The 18,310-nt window shown below is 39.2% G+C and carries 12 protein-coding genes and 2 pseudogenes; 8 read left to right on the forward strand and 6 right to left on the reverse strand.

The window, feature by feature from the left end; genetic code table 11:
* The first annotated feature begins 144 nt into the window (after positions 1-144).
* Positions 145-1,482: an ankyrin repeat domain-containing protein gene (locus P4S61_RS15930; protein ID WP_145241005.1), complete on the forward strand. Its 1,338-nt coding sequence runs from the start codon at positions 145-147 to the stop codon at positions 1,480-1,482.
* Positions 1,483-1,613: 131 nt separating this feature from the next.
* Here the strand turns inward: P4S61_RS15930 and P4S61_RS15935 are convergent, their stop codons facing one another.
* The 5 genes and pseudogenes from P4S61_RS15935 to P4S61_RS15955 all read right to left on the reverse strand — a co-directional run bounded on the left by P4S61_RS15935 (position 1,614) and on the right by P4S61_RS15955 (position 5,156).
* Positions 1,614-2,078, reverse strand: coding sequence for a DUF2069 domain-containing protein (locus tag P4S61_RS15935; RefSeq protein WP_145241003.1), 465 nt, complete (start codon positions 2,076-2,078; stop codon positions 1,614-1,616).
* Positions 2,075-2,629, reverse strand: coding sequence for an NAD(P)H:quinone oxidoreductase (gene wrbA, locus P4S61_RS15940; RefSeq protein WP_145241001.1), 555 nt, complete (start codon positions 2,627-2,629; stop codon positions 2,075-2,077). Before wrbA ends, P4S61_RS15935 begins: the two co-directional genes overlap by 4 nt.
* Positions 2,629-2,976, reverse strand: a complete 348-nt coding sequence (arsC, locus tag P4S61_RS15945) for an arsenate reductase (glutaredoxin) (RefSeq protein ID WP_145240999.1) — start codon at positions 2,974-2,976, stop codon at positions 2,629-2,631. Before arsC ends, wrbA begins: the two co-directional genes overlap by 1 nt.
* Positions 2,977-3,030: 54 nt before the next feature.
* A pseudogene (locus P4S61_RS15950) lies at positions 3,031-4,489 on the reverse strand (M48 family metalloprotease).
* A 1-nt stretch (position 4,490) separates the two neighbouring features.
* The gene (locus P4S61_RS15955; RefSeq protein WP_337118630.1) at positions 4,491-5,156 is read right to left on the reverse strand and encodes a hypothetical protein; all 666 of its coding nucleotides are present in this window, start codon (positions 5,154-5,156) and stop codon (positions 4,491-4,493) included.
* A gap of 136 nt (positions 5,157-5,292) precedes the next feature.
* Here P4S61_RS15955 and P4S61_RS15960 point away from each other — a divergent pair, with 136 nt between their 5' ends.
* The 3 genes from P4S61_RS15960 to P4S61_RS15970 all read left to right on the forward strand — a co-directional run bounded on the left by P4S61_RS15960 (position 5,293) and on the right by P4S61_RS15970 (position 9,005).
* Positions 5,293-5,511: a hypothetical protein gene (locus P4S61_RS15960; RefSeq protein WP_145240993.1), complete on the forward strand. Its 219-nt coding sequence runs from the start codon at positions 5,293-5,295 to the stop codon at positions 5,509-5,511.
* Positions 5,504-6,577: an AI-2E family transporter gene (locus P4S61_RS15965; protein WP_145240991.1), complete on the forward strand. Its 1,074-nt coding sequence runs from the start codon at positions 5,504-5,506 to the stop codon at positions 6,575-6,577. Before P4S61_RS15960 ends, P4S61_RS15965 begins: the two co-directional genes overlap by 8 nt.
* 178 nt (positions 6,578-6,755) lie before the next feature.
* Complete coding sequence (locus tag P4S61_RS15970) at positions 6,756-9,005, forward strand: aminotransferase class V-fold PLP-dependent enzyme (protein ID WP_337118631.1); 2,250 nt, start codon at positions 6,756-6,758, stop codon at positions 9,003-9,005.
* A gap of 83 nt (positions 9,006-9,088) precedes the next feature.
* Here the strand turns inward: P4S61_RS15970 and P4S61_RS15975 are convergent, their stop codons facing one another.
* Positions 9,089-10,117 (reverse strand): LacI family DNA-binding transcriptional regulator, encoded by a 1,029-nt coding sequence (locus P4S61_RS15975; RefSeq protein WP_337118632.1) that lies wholly within the window; start codon positions 10,115-10,117, stop codon positions 9,089-9,091.
* A 349-nt stretch (positions 10,118-10,466) separates the two neighbouring features.
* Here P4S61_RS15975 and pgi point away from each other — a divergent pair, with 349 nt between their 5' ends.
* From pgi to P4S61_RS15995, 4 genes and pseudogenes are all read left to right on the forward strand, one after another.
* Positions 10,467-12,113 (forward strand): glucose-6-phosphate isomerase, encoded by a 1,647-nt coding sequence (pgi, locus tag P4S61_RS15980; protein ID WP_182734932.1) that lies wholly within the window; start codon positions 10,467-10,469, stop codon positions 12,111-12,113.
* 301 nt (positions 12,114-12,414) lie between these two features.
* A pseudogene (gene zwf, locus P4S61_RS15985) lies at positions 12,415-13,888 on the forward strand (glucose-6-phosphate dehydrogenase).
* Positions 13,889-13,890: 2 nt separating this feature from the next.
* Entirely contained in the window at positions 13,891-14,601 is a 711-nt protein-coding gene (pgl, locus tag P4S61_RS15990) for a 6-phosphogluconolactonase (RefSeq protein ID WP_145240981.1), read from the forward strand.
* 1,066 nt (positions 14,602-15,667) lie between these two features.
* Positions 15,668-18,265: a TonB-dependent receptor gene (locus tag P4S61_RS15995; RefSeq protein ID WP_337118633.1), complete on the forward strand. Its 2,598-nt coding sequence runs from the start codon at positions 15,668-15,670 to the stop codon at positions 18,263-18,265.
* Positions 18,266-18,310 lie beyond the last annotated feature (45 nt).

Here is an 18,310-nt window from a genome sequence, read left to right on the forward strand (position 1 = left end):
GAATAAGCGCTTACATACCCACTGGTATCACTAATTTACTGGGGTACTTAAAATTATATTAAGCGCAGTGTCAGTTTGTAGTTGTTAAACTCTTTTACTGACCTTTGTACCGAGCAAGATAGACACTGGAGTTGTGTTTTTTTAATGGAAAATGTACTTATTTGGCCTAAAGAATACCCGTTATTAGTCAAAGGACTTATTGAGCAAAACGGTGCATTTATTTTAGACGCTTTAGAAGCATGGCCGGCTTGTCGCTCGACTGAAGAAGACAATGGCGTGTGTACCACTGTGCTACCGCCTATCTATTATTTAACCTGGTTAACTCCCCTTGAGCCATTTGAAGAGTGTTTTTTCCAACATATCTGTGAATATGATGAAGCCGCTCAACAGTATATTTCGGCAGCTAAAGATTACTATTTTGATAACGAGTATAGCCCAGAGAGTTTAGTGCTATTACTTTGCCAACGCCTTGAAAAATATGCAGCTGTAGCGTCACAAACAACGATAGAAACACCCGTTACGTTATTATCTCAGTTATTCTCAAAACGCTATTTTACAATCATCGAGTATGCGCTCAATGCGGGCAGTAAAATGAGTGCTGAAGATGCTTTGGCACTGTGGAAAGAAGTTGATTTTCGTGAACGTTTTAGCACCTTTATACCTGACTCAATCGATGACGTTAATGCGTTAAGTGAATTAGCGGCGAAAAAAGTTGCTGGTGGAAAGGATTATTTCACCTTATTGACCCAAGTATCACCAGATGTTGACTCAGTGGTGCTATTAGAACAAGCACTGTTGGCGCATTTGCGTTTTGACACAGCTAAACAAACGATGGCGATGCGTTTTATAGAGCAAGGTGCAACAGGCACGTTGGCGGATGAAAATGGTAAAACGGCCTTTATGTGGGCAGTTGAAAAAGGGTTTGTTAATTTAGTACAAACCTTATTAGATAAACAAGATAAAAAACAACGTGATGCCCTTGGTAACAGTGCTTTACATTATGCGGTACTAGCAAAAAATGAACCTTTGATGGTGCTATTATTGAAGTCTGGCTATGACTTTCGTGTTCGTAACTGTGATGGCTTAAGTTGTTATCGTTTAGCAGTGAGTGTTAAAGCCAGTCAGTTAGTGAAATGCTTAGAGCGTGATTTTGGTATTAAAGAATTATCGCCGGATGGACAATTTTCGCGGATCAAAAAAGTTCACGCCTTACATGCCATCGTGACTTTATTGTTGCCGCTACAGTTGTTTTTCTTTTTTGATGATACACTTGCGATTAAAAGTGAGTTGACGCTTTGCTTGACTATATTAGCTATAGTTTGCTTCTTTTTTGCAATGAGTTTGAAGCGCTGCGCTTTATACCCGCATATTAAACACCCATGGGGGTTATTTGTACTGCGTTGTTGCTCATTGATCAGTTTAGTTGGGCAGCTAGGCTTAGCAAGTATTGTGGCATTGGCAACGTTAAGTGAAGTTGTTTAAGCTTCTTGCATGCACCGTAGACAAAAACGCGCTAATTAAGCGCGTTTTTTAGTTGTTATACCAATCGTGTTAAGTTACTGACCATTTAGCTCGCTAGAATGGTTAAATATTTAAGTCGTTTGGTATTAACTTTAGTCTTTTTTATTAAATTCATGAGCCGCTTTTTCTGTTGCTAACTCATCTTTTAGTTTTTGAATTTTTAGTCCCAGCTCTTGACCGCGGTGACGTGCATAATAAGTACAACCAATAAACATCATACTGGCGAACAGCAGCTCTAAAACGACCCATATTAGTTGTTCTTGTGCGACCCACAGTAGGGTAAAACCGTGAATAAAATAAAACATAACGATAAAGTTTGCCCACGCATACGTATAAGGTTTATCTTGAATGATGCCTTTTAGCGGCAGTAAAAGCGGCAGAATATACACAACAAAAATAAATCCATTGCTATGACCTTCTCTAGGCTCTAATAAAAACAACCAAAGTGGCATCAGCAGTAACAAGCCAATATAACCAATTATTGCAATACGTTGAAAACGGATAGTGATAGCCTTTTTCGGCGTCAGTTGTGGGTTTAAATCGCTGTGCGATGTCATTGTAATTTTCTCGTAATTTTAACTAAGCGTTGGCCAACGCTTTGGCAAATTTTAATTTCGTCTTTACTTAATTGCGCGCTATTTTGTGCACCAGCAACATGGCTTGCACCATAGGGAGTGCCACCGGTTTGTGTGGCAAGTAACTCAGGTACTTCATACGGCACACCCATTAACAGCATACCGTGGTGTAATAACGGCAGTGACAAATTAAGCAACGTTGCTTCATTGCCACCATGCATGCTACTTGATGATGAGAATACACAGGCTGGTTTATCTATTAATTGCCCTTTTAACCATAAGTCGCTGGTGGTTTCCCAAAAAGCTTTGGCTTGTGAGGCCATCATACCAAAGCGAGTAGGGGTGCCAAATGCTAACCCATCACACTGGATTAAGTCATCTTTGCTGATCACAATATCGTGAGGTTCTCTTGCTACAAAGGTTCTTAGCAGTGCAGTACCGCCTTGGCATTCAATCGACTCTGCAATCTCATGTGCCATGGCTGCAACAGAGCCGTGACTTGAATGATACAACACAACAATAGTGACGCTCATTAAAGTACGCTTAGTACGTTTTCTGGTGGGCGACCCAGAGCGGCTTTATTGTCATTTACCACAATAGGGCGCTCAATTAATTTTGGATTGCTAACCATGGCTGCAATGAGTACGTTTTCATCATGCTCATTTTTAAGGTCTAGGTCTTTGTAAATATCTTCTTTAGTGCGCATTAGTTCACGAACTGAAGAAAACCCTAACTGTTTAACTAAAATGCTGATTTGCTCATGATTCAGTGGAGTTTTTAAGTATTCGATTATCTCTGGCTGAATCGATTTTTGTTCAAGTAGAGCTAATGTTTCACGCGATTTTGAACAACGTGGATTATGAAAAATAGTAACAGACATAGTAACAATCCAATTAGATAAAGTAAGGCTATTTTAGGGCAAGCAGCACCAGACTTAAAGTCTTGCGAGCTCTTTTTGCATTTGTCGGTATTGCGTTAACAATGCTTTGAGACGTTGTTGTTTAATTAGCTCTTGCGGTTCTACAAAGTTGAGTGCTTTTTGTACTTCGTCAGCGGCTTTTAAGTAGGCGCCGTATTGTGCAAGAACGTCGGCATTTGCTTCATGATAAGCGGCTAAGTTATCTTGCTTTTTATAGGCATCTGCAAGAAGTTGCATGCCTAAATTATGTTCAGGTTTTTCGAGTAAAAATGATTTTAATATTTGCACTGCAACATCGTATTGCTCAGCTTCAAGTGCTGCATTGGCAAGGTTTAAGGTAATAACTTGATTGTTAGGACGATTTTCATGCAATGCGGCTAAAAATTTTACTGCCTCGGCGGCTTTTTTTGTGCTATCAGTAGATCAGTATGCGTATCAATGTAGAATAAATTTTTAGGATCAGACTTTAAAAGTTCGTCTAAAATAGGCGCCGCTTCATCGAGCTTTTTTTGATCCAATAAACTAATACCCAAGCCATAATTAAGCGCTGTTTTATTATAAAAACTGTTTTCACGTATGAGCTTTCTAAAGAAATTTTCAGCTGCTTCTGGTGTTTGGTGGTAGCGAGCAATCACGCGGCTTTTGGCAAGATTAAATTCTAAGCTATCCGGAAGTTGGCGTTTTTCAAATTGCTGTGCACGCAAGCGCACATCAGACACGCGGCTCTCAGGTAATGGGTGAGTAAGTAAAAAGGCCGGTGGCTTGTATTTATAACGAATTTGCGCAGCAAGTTTGGTTAAGAATTCACTGGATGCGTATGGGTCAAATCCTGCATTATTGAGTGTTTGCATACCAATTCGATCGGCTTCTTGCTCAGCTGAACGGCTGTGAGTGAGTTGACTAAATGCGCTTTGTGTTTGACTAGCTGAGATAATCGCGATACCGGCATCTGGTGACACAACTGATGCTAAAATACCGGCAATCATACCGGCAATAGTGAGGGCGCTGTTATCTTGTTGTTGTTGCATGCGACGTGCAAGATGGCGCTGGGTAACGTGGGCAATTTCGTGACCAAGTACTGAGGCAAACTGACTTTCGTTATCGGACTGTGCAATTAAACCGGTGTGTACCCCAACATGGCCACCATAAAAAGCAAATGCGTTTATTTCCGGATTGTTGATCCAAAAAATGAAAACGGAAAGCGAACATCATTTGCATTAGCAACCAGCTTGTGGCCGATCGTTGTTAAATACTCATCAAGCACAGGATCATTAACAACCGGTGATGAGCCACGAATTTGCATCATCATTACTTTCCCGATTGCTTGCTCTTTTTCTAGAGGCAAAGCTTGCAATGCTGAAGTACCAAGATCGGGTAATGTAAAATTAGTTTGTGCCTTTAATGGCTCACTTACCAGCACACTAAAAGTTAAAAGTGTAGTGAGTAATGTAATAAAGGCTGATTTAAGCTGCATTTTATTCCTTGTTATGATCTTCACCTAGCATGAGTTTAGCAATGTCAATTTCATCACTGCATGCTCTGCTATCTCGTTCGCACAATTGATACAATTCTTTGATTGTGACCCCATCTAGCTTTACAACGTTCAATTCTCGTTGTAAAAAACTAATGATTTTATGTACTACTTTGTGCGCATGAAGAATAAGTGCTTTATCTGCTTTGTCACCACGCTCAAAGTAAAAGCCAATAAACTTATGTAATTGATTAATCCGAATCAAACTTTTCATTGACACTGGATCCCACTCGTTAAACTCTATAAAGCGGTTATCTTTTACGTATTTATCTATTGTAACGTCTTTTGCATAAGGCAGTGCCCATAATTCAAAGCCCTGGTCGGTAAATACTTGGTGCAGCGCAATTCTTGGCTTGTTTTCACAATATATCTCTCCAAGAGCGTCTTCATGACCTCCGAGTAAATCGAGGTTCCAATTGCGCCTATCAATTATTTTTTTTACGGCATTATCAAAACCATGTTCTAATATCCCCTCTGACTCGCTCACTGATGAGGCGACAAGGTGATAGAAGGGCGGAAGTTCGCCCCAGTTTATTTGTTTTTTATACCAGTTAATTTCTTTAAGAGTTGGATTACTCGGTAGTTGCGCTTTATTATGCGTGCCAGACATTAACTTATCCTTACTACTAACTATGCTATAAGGATAAACTATTGCGATGCGTGTTTTAAGAAAAAGTTACATTTGTTATTAACAACGCTGACAAAGACCGTATTATTATTCATTTTTATAGGGCAGATAATTGGTTATGCTAGAGCAAGACTTGCGCGGATTCAAATGTCCGCAGCAATTTATCCAGTTTAAGTTGACTTTACGCCAAGCTTTAGCAACTGCGCAACCGATAAAGTTTACATTATTAGTGGATCAACCAACTCAAGATATGGAGCGCTTTTTGCTAAAAAATCATTATCCGTACAAATTAGATCAACAACGTGGGTTGTTAATCGTGGAGCTAAATCGTGTTTGAATATGTAAAAATTTGGTACGAAAGGAAGTTTTCAGATCCACATTCAGTAACTCTATTGTTTTTATTACTCGCTTTAATGGCGATGTTTTATTTCTTTGGTGCACTTATTGTACCTGTTTTGATTGCTTTAGTGATTGCTTATCTGCTTGATTGGCCGGTTGCGCATTTAGAGCGTTTTGGTTTACACCGCTTTACTGCCACTATTATTGTGATGTTAATTTTTTCAGGGTTGATGCTGACCTTAGTGATCGGCATGGGTCCAATACTGTGGCAGCAAGCAAGTAATTTAGTGCAAGAAAGCCCGCACATGATAGAACAGGGAAAATCTTTTCTACTGCACTTGCCTGAGCAATACCCCAGTTTAATTAATGCAGAGCAAGTACAATCAGTGGTCAGCAGCGTTGAAGCCAAAGCAATTGAGTTTGGCCAAGTACTATTGTCGGTCTCGTTGACATCATTAAAAGATGTAGTGGCGTGGTTGATCTATCTTATTTTAGTACCATTACTGGTGTTCTTTATGCTCAAAGATAAGCTGGAGTTGATCAGAAGTGCAGAAAAACTCGTTCCAAAACAAAGACGCTTAATCCTGCAGGTATGGCACGAAATGAACCAACAAATCATGAATTATATTCGTGGTAAGGTGTTTGAAATTTTGATTGTAGGCTCAGTATCGTTTATCGCGTTCACTATTTTTGATTTACGTTATGCAGCGCTATTGGGCGTATTAGTGGGTTTATCAGTATTGATCCCTTTTGTGGGTGCGGCACTTGTTACCATACCGGTTGCGGCCGTGGCATTATTTCAATTTGGTTTAGAAACCCAGTTTTGGACCATACTGATCATCTACGGCATTATTCAAGCATTAGATGGTAATGTGCTGGTGCCGTTACTATTTTCTGAAGCGGTTGATCTGAACCCGGTATTTATTATTGTTGCGGTACTGTTTTTTGGTGGCTTATGGGGTTTTTGGGGCGTGTTTTTTGCAATTCCACTAGCGTCATTGGTAAAAGCCTTACTCAATGCTTGGTCAACGAAACAAGAAGAACAACTGATTGAGCATAGCTAACACGAACTTTGGTTAATTAGCTTTATACCTAAATCACCTGAAGATTTAGGTATTTTGGGTATAGTATCAAATGGTATAGAAAACGCACCTGAGAGACTAATTGATTCTTACGCGGCCCATTAATTTTATGTAGAATGGGTTATAAGATATATCTTTTAGTAATATGGTGCGTTTTTTAATGTCTGATTTAATATTACCTACTGACTCATCGTCACAAATTTACCTTGATGCAAACGCAACAACACCGGTGCTACCTTGTATTGCAGAGGTTGTTTCGCATACTATGCAAATCTGCTTTGGTAACCCTTCTTCTTCACACATTACCGGTATTCAAGCTAAACACTTATTAGAGCAAACACGTCAAAAAGCACGTGATGTGATAGGTGCACAGCAGGGGGATATTTTATTCACTTCTGGGGCTACCGAAGGAATTCAAACAGCTGTTGTGTCTACGCTCATAGCAGCTAAAGATCATGCTAAACCAAATCCAGTATTACTGTATGGCGCGACTGAACATAAAGCAGTACCTAATACATTAATACATTGGAATGCCGTATTGGGTATAAACGCAACCGTGCTTGCGATCCTGGTATCGAGTGATGGCCTTTTAGATTTAGATTTTATTGCTCAACACGCTGGTGATGCACTGATGATTTGTACCATGGCGGTTAACAATGAAACCGGTGTTTATCAAGATTTAAAAGCGATTGAAAAGGTAATACGAGCACATAACACGGAAGTTGCGTGGATGGTGGATTGCGTACAAGCGCTAGGGAAAACCGCATTGGCCCTTAGTGATACAACGATTGACTACGCGCCATTTTCAGGCCATAAACTTTACGCGCCGAAAGGTATAGGCGTGTTGTATATTCGTCAAGGCAGTGCTTATACGCCATTTATTGCCGGTGGTGGTCAAGAAAGTGGCATGCGCTCCGGTACTGAAAACCTGCCAGGTATAGCAGGTCTTAACAAACTGTTTTGTTTATTGCTGGATAAAACAAACGATACGTTTAAATCAATCGATGTGTTAAACGGCTATCGTGAACAATTACATCAGGCTTTAGTAGATACCTTTGGTAATATAACCTTTAATCATACTTTTGCATTGTCAGTACCAACAACGTTAAATTTTGCTGTTGATGAACTCAGTAGTAAAGAAGTGATGGATTTGTTCGATGCGGCAGGTATTCGTATCAGTGGTGGCTCAGCCTGTAGCTCAGGCGCAAATCGTAGTTTTGTGTTAGATGCCATGGGCGTGAGTGATTGGCGTAGTGAAAATGCAATACGTTTATCATTTGGACCGGCGACAACACAGGCTGAAATAACCACTGCCTGTGCGCGTATTCGTTCACTTAAACCAATATTACAAGCTAATTGTTTGGTGGTTTCAGATTCGTCATCACCACAGCAAGAAGCGTGTGCATTAGGGTTAACACAATTTAGACATCAAGGTGCGTGTTGTTGGTTGTATGTCAGTCAAGATAAACAAGCAGTGATCATTGACCCAATTATTGAGCTTATCCCGCGGCTTGAAAAAATAGTACACACACAAAATTTAACGGTAGCAGCCATTTTAGACACACATGCCCATCAAGAGCGATGCTGTGCGACTACATTGTTGGCTCAGGCCTTAAAATTCAGTTTGCAAGACGAGCATGAATTGGGGTGGCCAGTGCAGCAAACGAGTATTGCATTACCTGAATGCACCATTGAGCGCTTAGCAACACCCGGGCACAGCCAAGATAGTGTTAGTTATTTATTACGGTGTAACAACTCTCAACAAGTGCTATTTTGCTTTTGCGGTGATTTGCTGCTGCCTGCTGGGCTTGGTAATACTGCAATTGACGGTGGGGATGCGTTAGCTATGGCACACTCATTACGTCAACTATCAACATGCTTAGCAGAGTCGACAGTTATTTGTTCTGGTCATGACTACCAGCAATGTTTTGCTATTAATTGGCAAGTTCAACAGCAGCAAACGCCGTTATTGCATGCATTATTGAACAATGAACTAAGTGATACTGAATTTGCTAACAACAAGCAGCGCAGCGATGAAGACAATTTATGTAAATTTGCAACTTTGTGTGGTTATGCTGACAGTTTGAAATACAGTAGAGCTTACGAACTGAACGCCGTGCAAGCAAAAGATATGTTAACTGCAAGCGATGTATATTTAATTGATACCCGTGAACCATATGAACATGGGGCAAACAATATTCCTCAGTTATTTGCAGTTAGCCCTGCGCGAGTGATGAATATTCCGCTAAGTAGAATGGCAAATGCATTAGTGGACAGGCAATTGAGCCCACAGGGTAAGTATATTTTACTTTGTCGCAGTGGTAATCGTTCAAAACAAGCGGCAACTAACTTATCTCAGCTTGGCTTTACTGACGTGTATAATCTCAGCGGTGGAATGGCACTGTTATAATAACAAGTGTAGAAGACTGGCGATTGACTACAGGGAAATAAGGCGCTTTTTAGCGCCTTATTTATTATCAGTGAAGGCTGTAGCTACTGTTTAGGCCCTGAACTTTCACGGATCACAATTGATGGTGTAAATGATGTGATGATGTCTTTATCTTGGTTACGAGCACCGCGAGTTTTGGTAAATAATAACCGTGCTGCATGTTGAGAGATAACATCGTTTGCTTGATGAGCGGTAGTTAACTTTGGCCATGTCTGACGGGAGAAAGGAGAATCCTCAAAGCCAGTAATAGATAACTGTTCAGGAATGGCAATACCCATTAAGCGTGACGCAAATAGAGCGCCAGCGGCCATTTCATCATTGCCACCTAATATAGCAGTAATAGCCAAGGTGTTATTCTCTGCTAACAAATGCTTTGCACCTTCAACACCCGACTCAAACGAATATTTACCATCGTAAATAAAGCGTTTATCAAATTCTTTATGATGATCTGCCAGCGCTGCTTTATAACCTTCAAGGCGTTCAGACGTCGATTTATGTTCTTTATCGCCACAGATAAAGCCAATATTTTCATGTCCATGAGTTAAAAGGTGAGTGGTGATCTCATACGCGGCTTTATAATCGTTAACATAAATACAGGTGTCTTGATCATCATCTGATGGTCGCCCAGATAACACCCTAACGTAATGAATATTTAACTCATCGAGTAAATTGGTGATGCTACTTTGCTCTGACAATGGCGGTGTAAGTACAAGCCCAGCTAAGCGAGAGCGCTTTATCATGGTAATAAATTCATCTTTCATGTTTGCATCTGTATAAGTGCATGGATGGATCACCAATTCATAGCCTTCATCTTTACAGCGAGAAAGCACACCATTTTGCATATCAATCACATAATACGCATTAGGATTGTCATAAACTAAGCCTACCGTAAATGATGACGTACCAGCTAGGTTTCGTGCTGCAAGATTTGGCTGATAGTTCAGCTCTTTTACAGCATCCATGACTGTATCGTAAGTTTTTTTACGAACAGATGGTTCTTTATTTATTACCCGTGAAACCGTTTTCATCGAAACCCTGGCGAGCCTCGCTACATCATTTATAGTTACTTTCATAGAGTTACTTTTAGGTTATTGTTTTAGTGTTGTCATGGTCCTGATAAGAATACACCTAAGTAGACTTAACAAACGTGTTATTCATTATTTCTTCATCAAGACCAGTTAGTGTATCTAATGTTCAGTAAAATTAGCAGTAAAATAATTGAGATAATTTTTATGATACCGGTGTCAAATGAGTAAAAGTGCGTTATTATCTCGATTGTAAAATATAAAAGTAGCTTGTTGACAGCGTTGTCATTCTAACTTATCGTTAATTTTCTTTGTAAGTTAATACGCTATCAGTTCACTTTATTAATATAAACATAGTTATAAATCAGTTTGTTGCAAGTTTAAGGGGATGTTAAAAATGAGTTGTCGTTCACAGTTAGCTAGTTGGCAAGCATTAAAAATAAGTGCAAATAAGATGAAGGAAGTTCATCTTAAAGATTTATTTGCCAATGACAGCACGCGATTCGAGCAATTTTCGACTCAGATCCCAGGTGTTTTATTTGATTATTCAAAACAATTGATTGATAACAGTGTGATGACACAGTTACTGTCTTTAGCACAAGAGTGCGATATCGCTAACTGGCGAGATAAAATGTTCAGCGGTGAAAAAATTAATATCACCGAAGATAGAGCCGTGCTTCATACTGCACTTCGTAACCGTAGTGCATCATCATTAGTTGTAGATGGCGAGAATGTAAGTTCGGTGGTTAACGCTGAATTACAAAAAATTAAGTTGTTCGTTGAAAAAGTACGTAGCGGGAAATGGTTAGGTTATACCGGTAAAGCCGTGAAAGATGTTGTGAGCATTGGTGTTGGTGGTTCAAACTTAGGCCCACAAATGGCCACTGAAGCACTAAAAAGCTATGCAGATGACTCATTAAAAGTACATTACGTTTCAAATGTTGATGGCGTACAAATTGCGTCAGTATTGAAAGACATCGATCCTGAAACAACTTTGTTTGTGATTTCGTCAAAAACCTTTACTACATCTGAAACCATGACCAATGCAAAAACCGCCGTTGCATGGTTTTTAGAGTCAGCCGATGACAAGCAAGCTATTGCTAAGCACTTTGTAGCAGTGAGCACTAATTTAGAAAAAACGGCAGCGTTTGGTATTGCTGATGAAAACGTATTCACAATGTGGGATTGGGTAGGTGGTCGCTTTTCATTATGGAGTGCGATAGGCTTACCAATTGCATTGTATTTAGGCTTTGATGCATTTGAAGCGATTCTTGAAGGCGCTTTTGAAGTTGATGAACACTTTAAAACGGCCGAATTTGCAGAAAATGTACCATTATTAATGGCTTTGTTGAGCGTATGGAATACCAGCTTTTTAGGTTTCGACTCACAGGTTATTTTACCTTACGATCAAGCATTACACATGTTGCCAGCTTATTTGCAGCAAGGTGAAATGGAAAGTAATGGTAAGCACGTTAATTTTGCGGGTAATACCGTACCGTATACTACAGTGCCAATTATTTGGGGTATGACCGGAATTAATGGTCAACATGCTTTTTATCAGTGTTTGCACCAAGGCAATGTGATTGTACCGGCTGATTTTATTGCCTCTATTAAACCTCAGGTTAATATTGGTCAGCATCACGACATTTTATTATCGAACTTTTTTGCACAAACAGAAGCGATGATGATGGGGGTTGATGCAGAGCAAGTTCGCGCTGATTTAACCGCAAAAGGTAAATCAGAGGCTGAAATAGCCGCGCTAATTGATCATAAAATCCACCGTGGTAACCGTCCTACAACATCAATGCTGTTAGATACGGTTGATGCAAAAACGGTGGGTCGCTTAATTGCCTTATATGAGCATAAAATTTTCTGCCAAGGCATCATTTTAGAGATCTGTTCTTTCGATCAATGGGGTGTTGAACTTGGTAAAGGCTTAGCCTCAAAAATTGAAGCTGAGTTACTGGATGATAATATAAACCATCCACATGATAGTTCGACAAATGGCTTAATGAGCTATTATAAACAACGTCGAGAGCAGTAAAAAATTCGCACAGCACAATCAATTGTGCTGTGCAACCAAATACCTTTGAACGGGTAGCGCTGGAGTTCTTAGGGCCTGTATATTTGTGAGAGGATATACAGAGCCCCTAAGACTCATTTAATTACCAGTTTGAAATGAATACAGCTGAACCAATATTCAGCGATAAAACAAGCGAATTCAACAGGCTTTTTCTCGAGTACGATGCCAAAAAGCTGACATCAACTAAACAACAAGAATGTATGCCCGCACTATCAATAGTGGATAGTCGACAACGGGGCATAGCAAACGTAGAGAGTAAATTATGCTAAATCCTTTTGATATTGTAATTTTTGGGGGCGGTGGTGATCTTGCATTACGCAAATTATTACCTGCAATGTATCGCGCATATCAAGAAGGCAACCTTCCACAAGGTTCGCGTATTTTACCGACGGTTCGTGAAGAAAAGTAAACGTGCGGAATACATAGAAACAGCTCATCAAGCACTAAAAGAATTTTTAGGTAAAGGTGAGTTTAATGCCAAAGATTGGAAAGCTTTTTCAGCGTGCTTGGTGCCAGTAGTCACGAATGTAACCGAAGCAGACGATGATTGGGATAAATTAAAAACAATACTAGATGAGCATGATGCAGACAAATCTCGGGTGTTCTATTTATCACTTCCACCTGCGGTATATGGTAGCTGCTGTGAAATACTGTCTAGCAAAGGTCTGATCACTGCTACATCACGTGTCGTTGTTGAAAAACCAATTGGTTATTGCGGTAATTCAGCAGAAGAGATCAATGCAAAAATTGCTGAATATTTTAGCGAAGAGCAAATCTTCCGTATTGATCATTACTTAGGTAAAGAAACGGTACAAAACTTAATGGCACTGCGTTTTTCAAATTCATTATTTGAAAATATGTGGGATGCTAAATCAATCGATAATATTCAAATCAGTTTATCTGAAACTGTTGGCCTTGAAAGCCGTGCTGGTTTTTATGATAAAGCCGGCGCTTTACGTGACATGGTGCAAAACCATTTATTACAATTGTTATGTTTAGTCGCGATGGAATCACCAAATAAACTTAATGCAAACAGCATTCGCACCGAAAAGCTGAAAGTATTAGAATCATTGCGCCCACTTGTTGCAACGGATGTAGATGACAACATCATTCGTGGTCAATATGTACCCGGTGATTTGGATGGCAAAATTGTCCCAGGTTACTTAGAAGAGTTAAATGAAGGTTCAAGTAAAACAGAAACATTTGTTGCTATTCGTGCTCATATTGATAACTGGCGTTGGGCGGGCGTGCCATTTTACCTTCGTACAGGTAAACGTATGGCAAAACGTTGTGCCGAAATTGTCGTTGAATACAAAAAAGTATCACACAATGTTTACGGTGATAATGTTGGCAATATTGAACCAAACCGTTTGGTTATCCGCCTTCAGCCTGAAGAGACAATTCAATTAACCTTGATGTCAAAGCGTCTTGATAATTTAGAGATGCAATTAGAGCCGGTAACCATGAACATTGAACTATCGCAAGCTTATAGCAATGGTTTCCATTCAGATGCTTACAAGCGCTTGATGTTAGATGCGGCTGCAAATAATCCATCCCTGTTTATTCACCGTGATGAAGTACGTCAAGCTTGGAAATGGATTGACCCAATTATCGAGCGCTGGCAAGAAAAAGGTAAGCCTGCTTTATACCGTGCTGGTAGCTGGGGGCCTGATGATGCTGATGAACTATTAGCTGAAAATAACCATGTTTGGTTTAACACTGGCGATAAGGCATAACAATGGCAACCATCGTAGAGAAATTTTTTGATTCAAAAGATGCATTAACCGCTGAGTTATCTACAACACTTGAACAAAGTTTAGTCAGCGGTATTGAAGCTGATGGCCGTGCCGTACTGATGGTATCAGGTGGTTCATCACCTGCACCCGCTTATAAGCACTTATCTAATCTAGCATTAGATTGGGCAAAGATAGATGTTGCTATGGTTGATGAACGTTGGGTTGATGTAGCACATGAAAAAAGTAATGAAGCGTTTATTAAGAGCACGTTATTACAAAATCATGGCGCGGCAGCTAACTTCATTACTATGAAAAATAATGCCGAGACTGCGCAACAGGGTAGTGCAGAATGTGAAGCTGCGTACCAACAACTGAAACGTCCATTTGATGTTACTATATTAGGCATGGGACCGGATGGTCATACCGCTTCATTATTTCCACATGCGGGCGGTTTACAGCAAGGGCTTGAAACATCACAATTGGTATGTGCAATTAATGCTATTGAAAGTGAAGTAACAGGGAATATTACCGAACGTATGACGTTAACTTTAGCAGCGATTGCGCAGTCTAAAGTGGTTAAGTTACTGATCAGTGGAGAAGAAAAGCTTGCTGTATATAAAGCAGCAAAAGCCGGTGGAGATGAAAACGACATGCCACTACGTGCAGTTTTAAATCACCCAACAATAAATATTGAAGTTTATTGGGCTCCGTAACGACCCCAATCGACCCAAACTTTAAAATGCAGGCTATAAAGCCTGCATTTTTGTTTCTCTTCTAAATTTATCTGTATCGCACTTGCAAGATCTTTATTATTTTCGCTTATTTATTTTTATCGAAAACAACAGTTATACAATCGTGTTAAGTTACTGACCATTTATAGCTTCGCTAGAATGGTTAAATATTTAAGTCGATTGTTATTATATAACGCCCGGCAATTATTAAGTTTGGAGCGTAATGTGATCTATCTGTAAGTGACTTATCTTCACTAAATAACAAGCCTCACAAATAGTGTGAGTTAACTAGTTGTTTGTTGAAATGTGGCTACTTATGCCTACTTTATTAAAAACATGAGCATCTTAGTGGTTTAAAAAACTTCACTAACTACATTAAAAATTATCCATATAGAACAATTATATGAGTAATTTTCACGGTTCCTATAGCTCTCTAAAATTTTCAATGAAAAGGGTAGGCTATGGGGGAAAATAAAGGTAGACATTAATAGCGTAACTCTTTAAAATACAAAATGACAACGCTGTCATTGATATTGATAACTATTAATAAATTCCCCTTGATAAATTATTTGCCCTAATTTTTCTGCAATATTAATGTGAAAAGATGTGTTTTTGTTCATCCAGCTAAAGTTATATCTTTATCAGCAAATAAGCGAAATGTCATTTCTGTATAGTTGAAGTGGAACGTTTTTTTACACTAAGACTTATCTAAAATCATAAAATTACCTAATACAGTGCATTTGGTTTTCTCTTTTTGAACTTAACCATGCTATATTCCCGCCGTAAAACTGTAACAATTTATAAACTCTATTTTTTTAATCTATTAATATTCAATTGGTTAGCATTTTTATAGCTATTTTTTTGCACAAAACGGCTAAAAAGATGTAGCACAAATGTAATTTAGAGTGTATGGTTTGTTACTAGATGACAACGCTGTCATCATCACTGGGCAGAAGTGATAAATAAAACAAACAAAATGATTCAAGGGGAATCCTGTGTTAGCTAAAAATTTTAAAAAAGCTTATTAGCAGTAAATATCGGTCTTGTAATGAGTGCCGGATTAACTGGTGCTGCATTCGCAGCTGATGAAGTAAAAGTTCAAGAAGACGTAGAAGTCATTGAGGTACGTGGTATTCGCGCTTCAGCTAAAGCTGATATTAACAATAAGCGTTTTGCAAATGCTGTTGTCGACTCCATTACTGCAGAAGATATTGGTAAATTCCCAGATAAAAACGTTGCTGAATCACTTTCACGTATTACAGGTGTTGGTGTTAGCCGTGAGTTTGGTGAAGGTGAAAAAATTACTGTTCGTGGTTCAGATCCGACTAAAAACCGTACTTTATTAAATGGTCAAAACGTAGGTACAGCAGATTGGTTTATACTTGATAACCCATCTCGTAGTTTCAACTTCACTATGCTACCTTCTTCACTTGTAAGTAGCCTTGAAGTATACAAATCACCAGAAGCCCGCTTAGATGAAGGTTCAATTGGTGGTACTGTTATTTTAAGAACTCGTAAACCACTCGATTTAGATTCTGGCACTACTCATATCACGTTACAGAGCCAGTACTCAGAATCATCAGAAGAACATGATCCATTAGTTGAAGGCTTTTATTCTTGGAAAAACGAAGACGAAAAGTTTGGTATTTTGATCTCAGGTTCAAAATCTGACCGTACAGTTCGTCGTGAAGGTTTTGAAGTACTAGGTTGGGATGCAAATTCAGCAGACGGTACTTATACTCCACGTACTATGGGCGTTCCTGTTTTCCGTCAAGATCGTGAAAGAACAACTTTCTTCAGTTCAATTCAGTTTGCACCTTCTGATGATTTTAGCGCAACATTAAACATCTTAGATTCGAAAATGGATGTTAATAACACTAACTCTAATTTCTTACTTATGAATCCTGGCGCAGGGGCTGACTTAACATACGTAGGCAGTAATGCAGTAAAAGGCACTGGTGGTACCGATGTTCGCTGGAACCACATCAACCGTATTTCAAAAACAGATACAAACTCAATTCACCTAGATGTTGACTTTGCAACTGATTCTTTCTCTATGAATGTTGAGTTAGGTACTACTGCAGCTGAAGGTGGTACTTTGAATGAAACATCATGGGAATATGGTGGACAAGGTGACTATAACTTCGATCTAACAGGCTCTACACCTACAGTAAATGCTGGGGTTGATGGTACTGATCCTTCTAAATTTAATGGTGGTTGGATTTGGGGTGGAAATAAACCAACAACTGATGATGAGTCATATGGACAAGTAGACTTTGATGTTCCTGTAGAGTTAGGTGCATTCACAGCTGTTAAATTTGGTGTGAAATATCGCGATCAAAAACGTACACAAGACAGAAATGCATATAGCTGGCATTGGGGTGTTGCAACTGATGGTACAAGCCCTAATTACATGGCCCAGATTTTGTCTTCCCAATGTGATACCTTAGCTAAATGTGATCTTGCGGTAGGTACTGATAGCGTTGGTGCCGATGTTGTTAACGGTGATATCACTCAACAATTAACCCATAACAGCGCTCAAATGATAGAACTTGGCTTAGGTCCAAATGCATCTTATGCTGTACATAAAAATTTAGGCGAGATCTTTGAGGTAGTTGAAAAGAAAACATCTTATTATGTACAAGGTGATTTTTCTGGCGATGATTACCGCGGTAATATCGGTATTCGTGTAGCGAGAACAGATCAAGACTCTTCAGGTTACTTATACTCTTCAGACTCTTTTAGTCTATTAACAGTTAAAAATCCAGGTGAAAATGCAGATTTAGCACCTGCGACACTAGAATGGGTTACTGAATCTCGCAGCTATACAGAGATTTTACCTAACTTTAACTTGTCATATGACTTAGCCGAAGACCAAATTGTCCGCCTTTCTGCTGCTAGAACAATGGCTCGTCCTAACTTCTTTGATATATCACCAATTACAGCGCCTGGTGATTTAGGTGAAACCAACCCTACAGCACAAGCCGGTAATCCTAATCTAGCTCCACAAATAGCAAATCAGTTTGATGCCGCTTGGGAGTTCTATTTTGATGATGCGTCATTATTCGCTGTAACGTTATTCTATAAAGATATTGAAAGTTATCAAACTACAGCTACATCTTCACAAGATTTTTATGATCAGCAAACTTCTAGCTGGGTTACAGCAACAGTTTCTCGTCCTGCAAATGGTGAAGGTGGTACTACAACAGGTTTAGAAGCATCACTTCAGTATGATTTAGGTAATGGTTTTGGTGTGTCTGCTAACTATACATACACAGATGCAAATAATGATGGCGAACGTGATGTAGCAAATCCTGGTTCAGGTTTAGTTATGGGCGCATCAGAAAATATGTTAAACGCTTCTGCATTTTATGAAAATGATATGTTTTCTGTTCGTGCAATGTATAACTATCGTACTAAATGGTACAAAGGACTTCATTCATCAGGTACAGAATTGTGGAATGATGACTACGGTCAGTTAGATTTTAGTACTACTTATAATGTAACTGAAAATATTTCGGTTGTATTAGAAGCTATAAACTTAACTGATGAAAAAGTTGTTGAGTTCAACACTAGTGAAGATCGTGTACTATCTATCTACCAAAATGGTCGTAGATTCGTACTAGGTGCAAACTTCCGATTCTAATTGAACAGAGTGTAAAAAAATGCCGCTGTATAGCGGCATTTTTAT

Source organism: Pseudoalteromonas sp. B160 (genome assembly GCF_037162485.1).
Classification (GTDB): domain Bacteria; phylum Pseudomonadota; class Gammaproteobacteria; order Enterobacterales; family Alteromonadaceae; genus Pseudoalteromonas; species Pseudoalteromonas rhizosphaerae.

Coding starts and splice junctions, on each gene's coding strand:
- P4S61_RS15960 (WP_145240993.1), top strand. CDS start 5,293: ATGCTAGAGCAAGACTTGCGCGGATTCAAATGTCCGCAGCAATTTATC.
- arsC (WP_145240999.1), bottom strand. CDS start 2,976: ATGTCTGTTACTATTTTTCATAATCCACGTTGTTCAAAATCGCGTGAA.
- wrbA (WP_145241001.1), bottom strand. CDS start 2,629: ATGAGCGTCACTATTGTTGTGTTGTATCATTCAAGTCACGGCTCTGTT.
- pgl (WP_145240981.1), top strand. CDS start 13,891: ATGGCAACCATCGTAGAGAAATTTTTTGATTCAAAAGATGCATTAACC.
- pgi (WP_182734932.1), top strand. CDS start 10,467: ATGAGTTGTCGTTCACAGTTAGCTAGTTGGCAAGCATTAAAAATAAGT.
- P4S61_RS15935 (WP_145241003.1), bottom strand. CDS start 2,078: ATGACATCGCACAGCGATTTAAACCCACAACTGACGCCGAAAAAGGCT.
- P4S61_RS15930 (WP_145241005.1), top strand. CDS start 145: ATGGAAAATGTACTTATTTGGCCTAAAGAATACCCGTTATTAGTCAAA.
- P4S61_RS15975 (WP_337118632.1), bottom strand. CDS start 10,117: ATGAAAGTAACTATAAATGATGTAGCGAGGCTCGCCAGGGTTTCGATG.
- P4S61_RS15995 (WP_337118633.1), top strand. CDS start 15,668: ATGAGTGCCGGATTAACTGGTGCTGCATTCGCAGCTGATGAAGTAAAA.
- P4S61_RS15955 (WP_337118630.1), bottom strand. CDS start 5,156: ATGTCTGGCACGCATAATAAAGCGCAACTACCGAGTAATCCAACTCTT.
- P4S61_RS15970 (WP_337118631.1), top strand. CDS start 6,756: ATGTCTGATTTAATATTACCTACTGACTCATCGTCACAAATTTACCTT.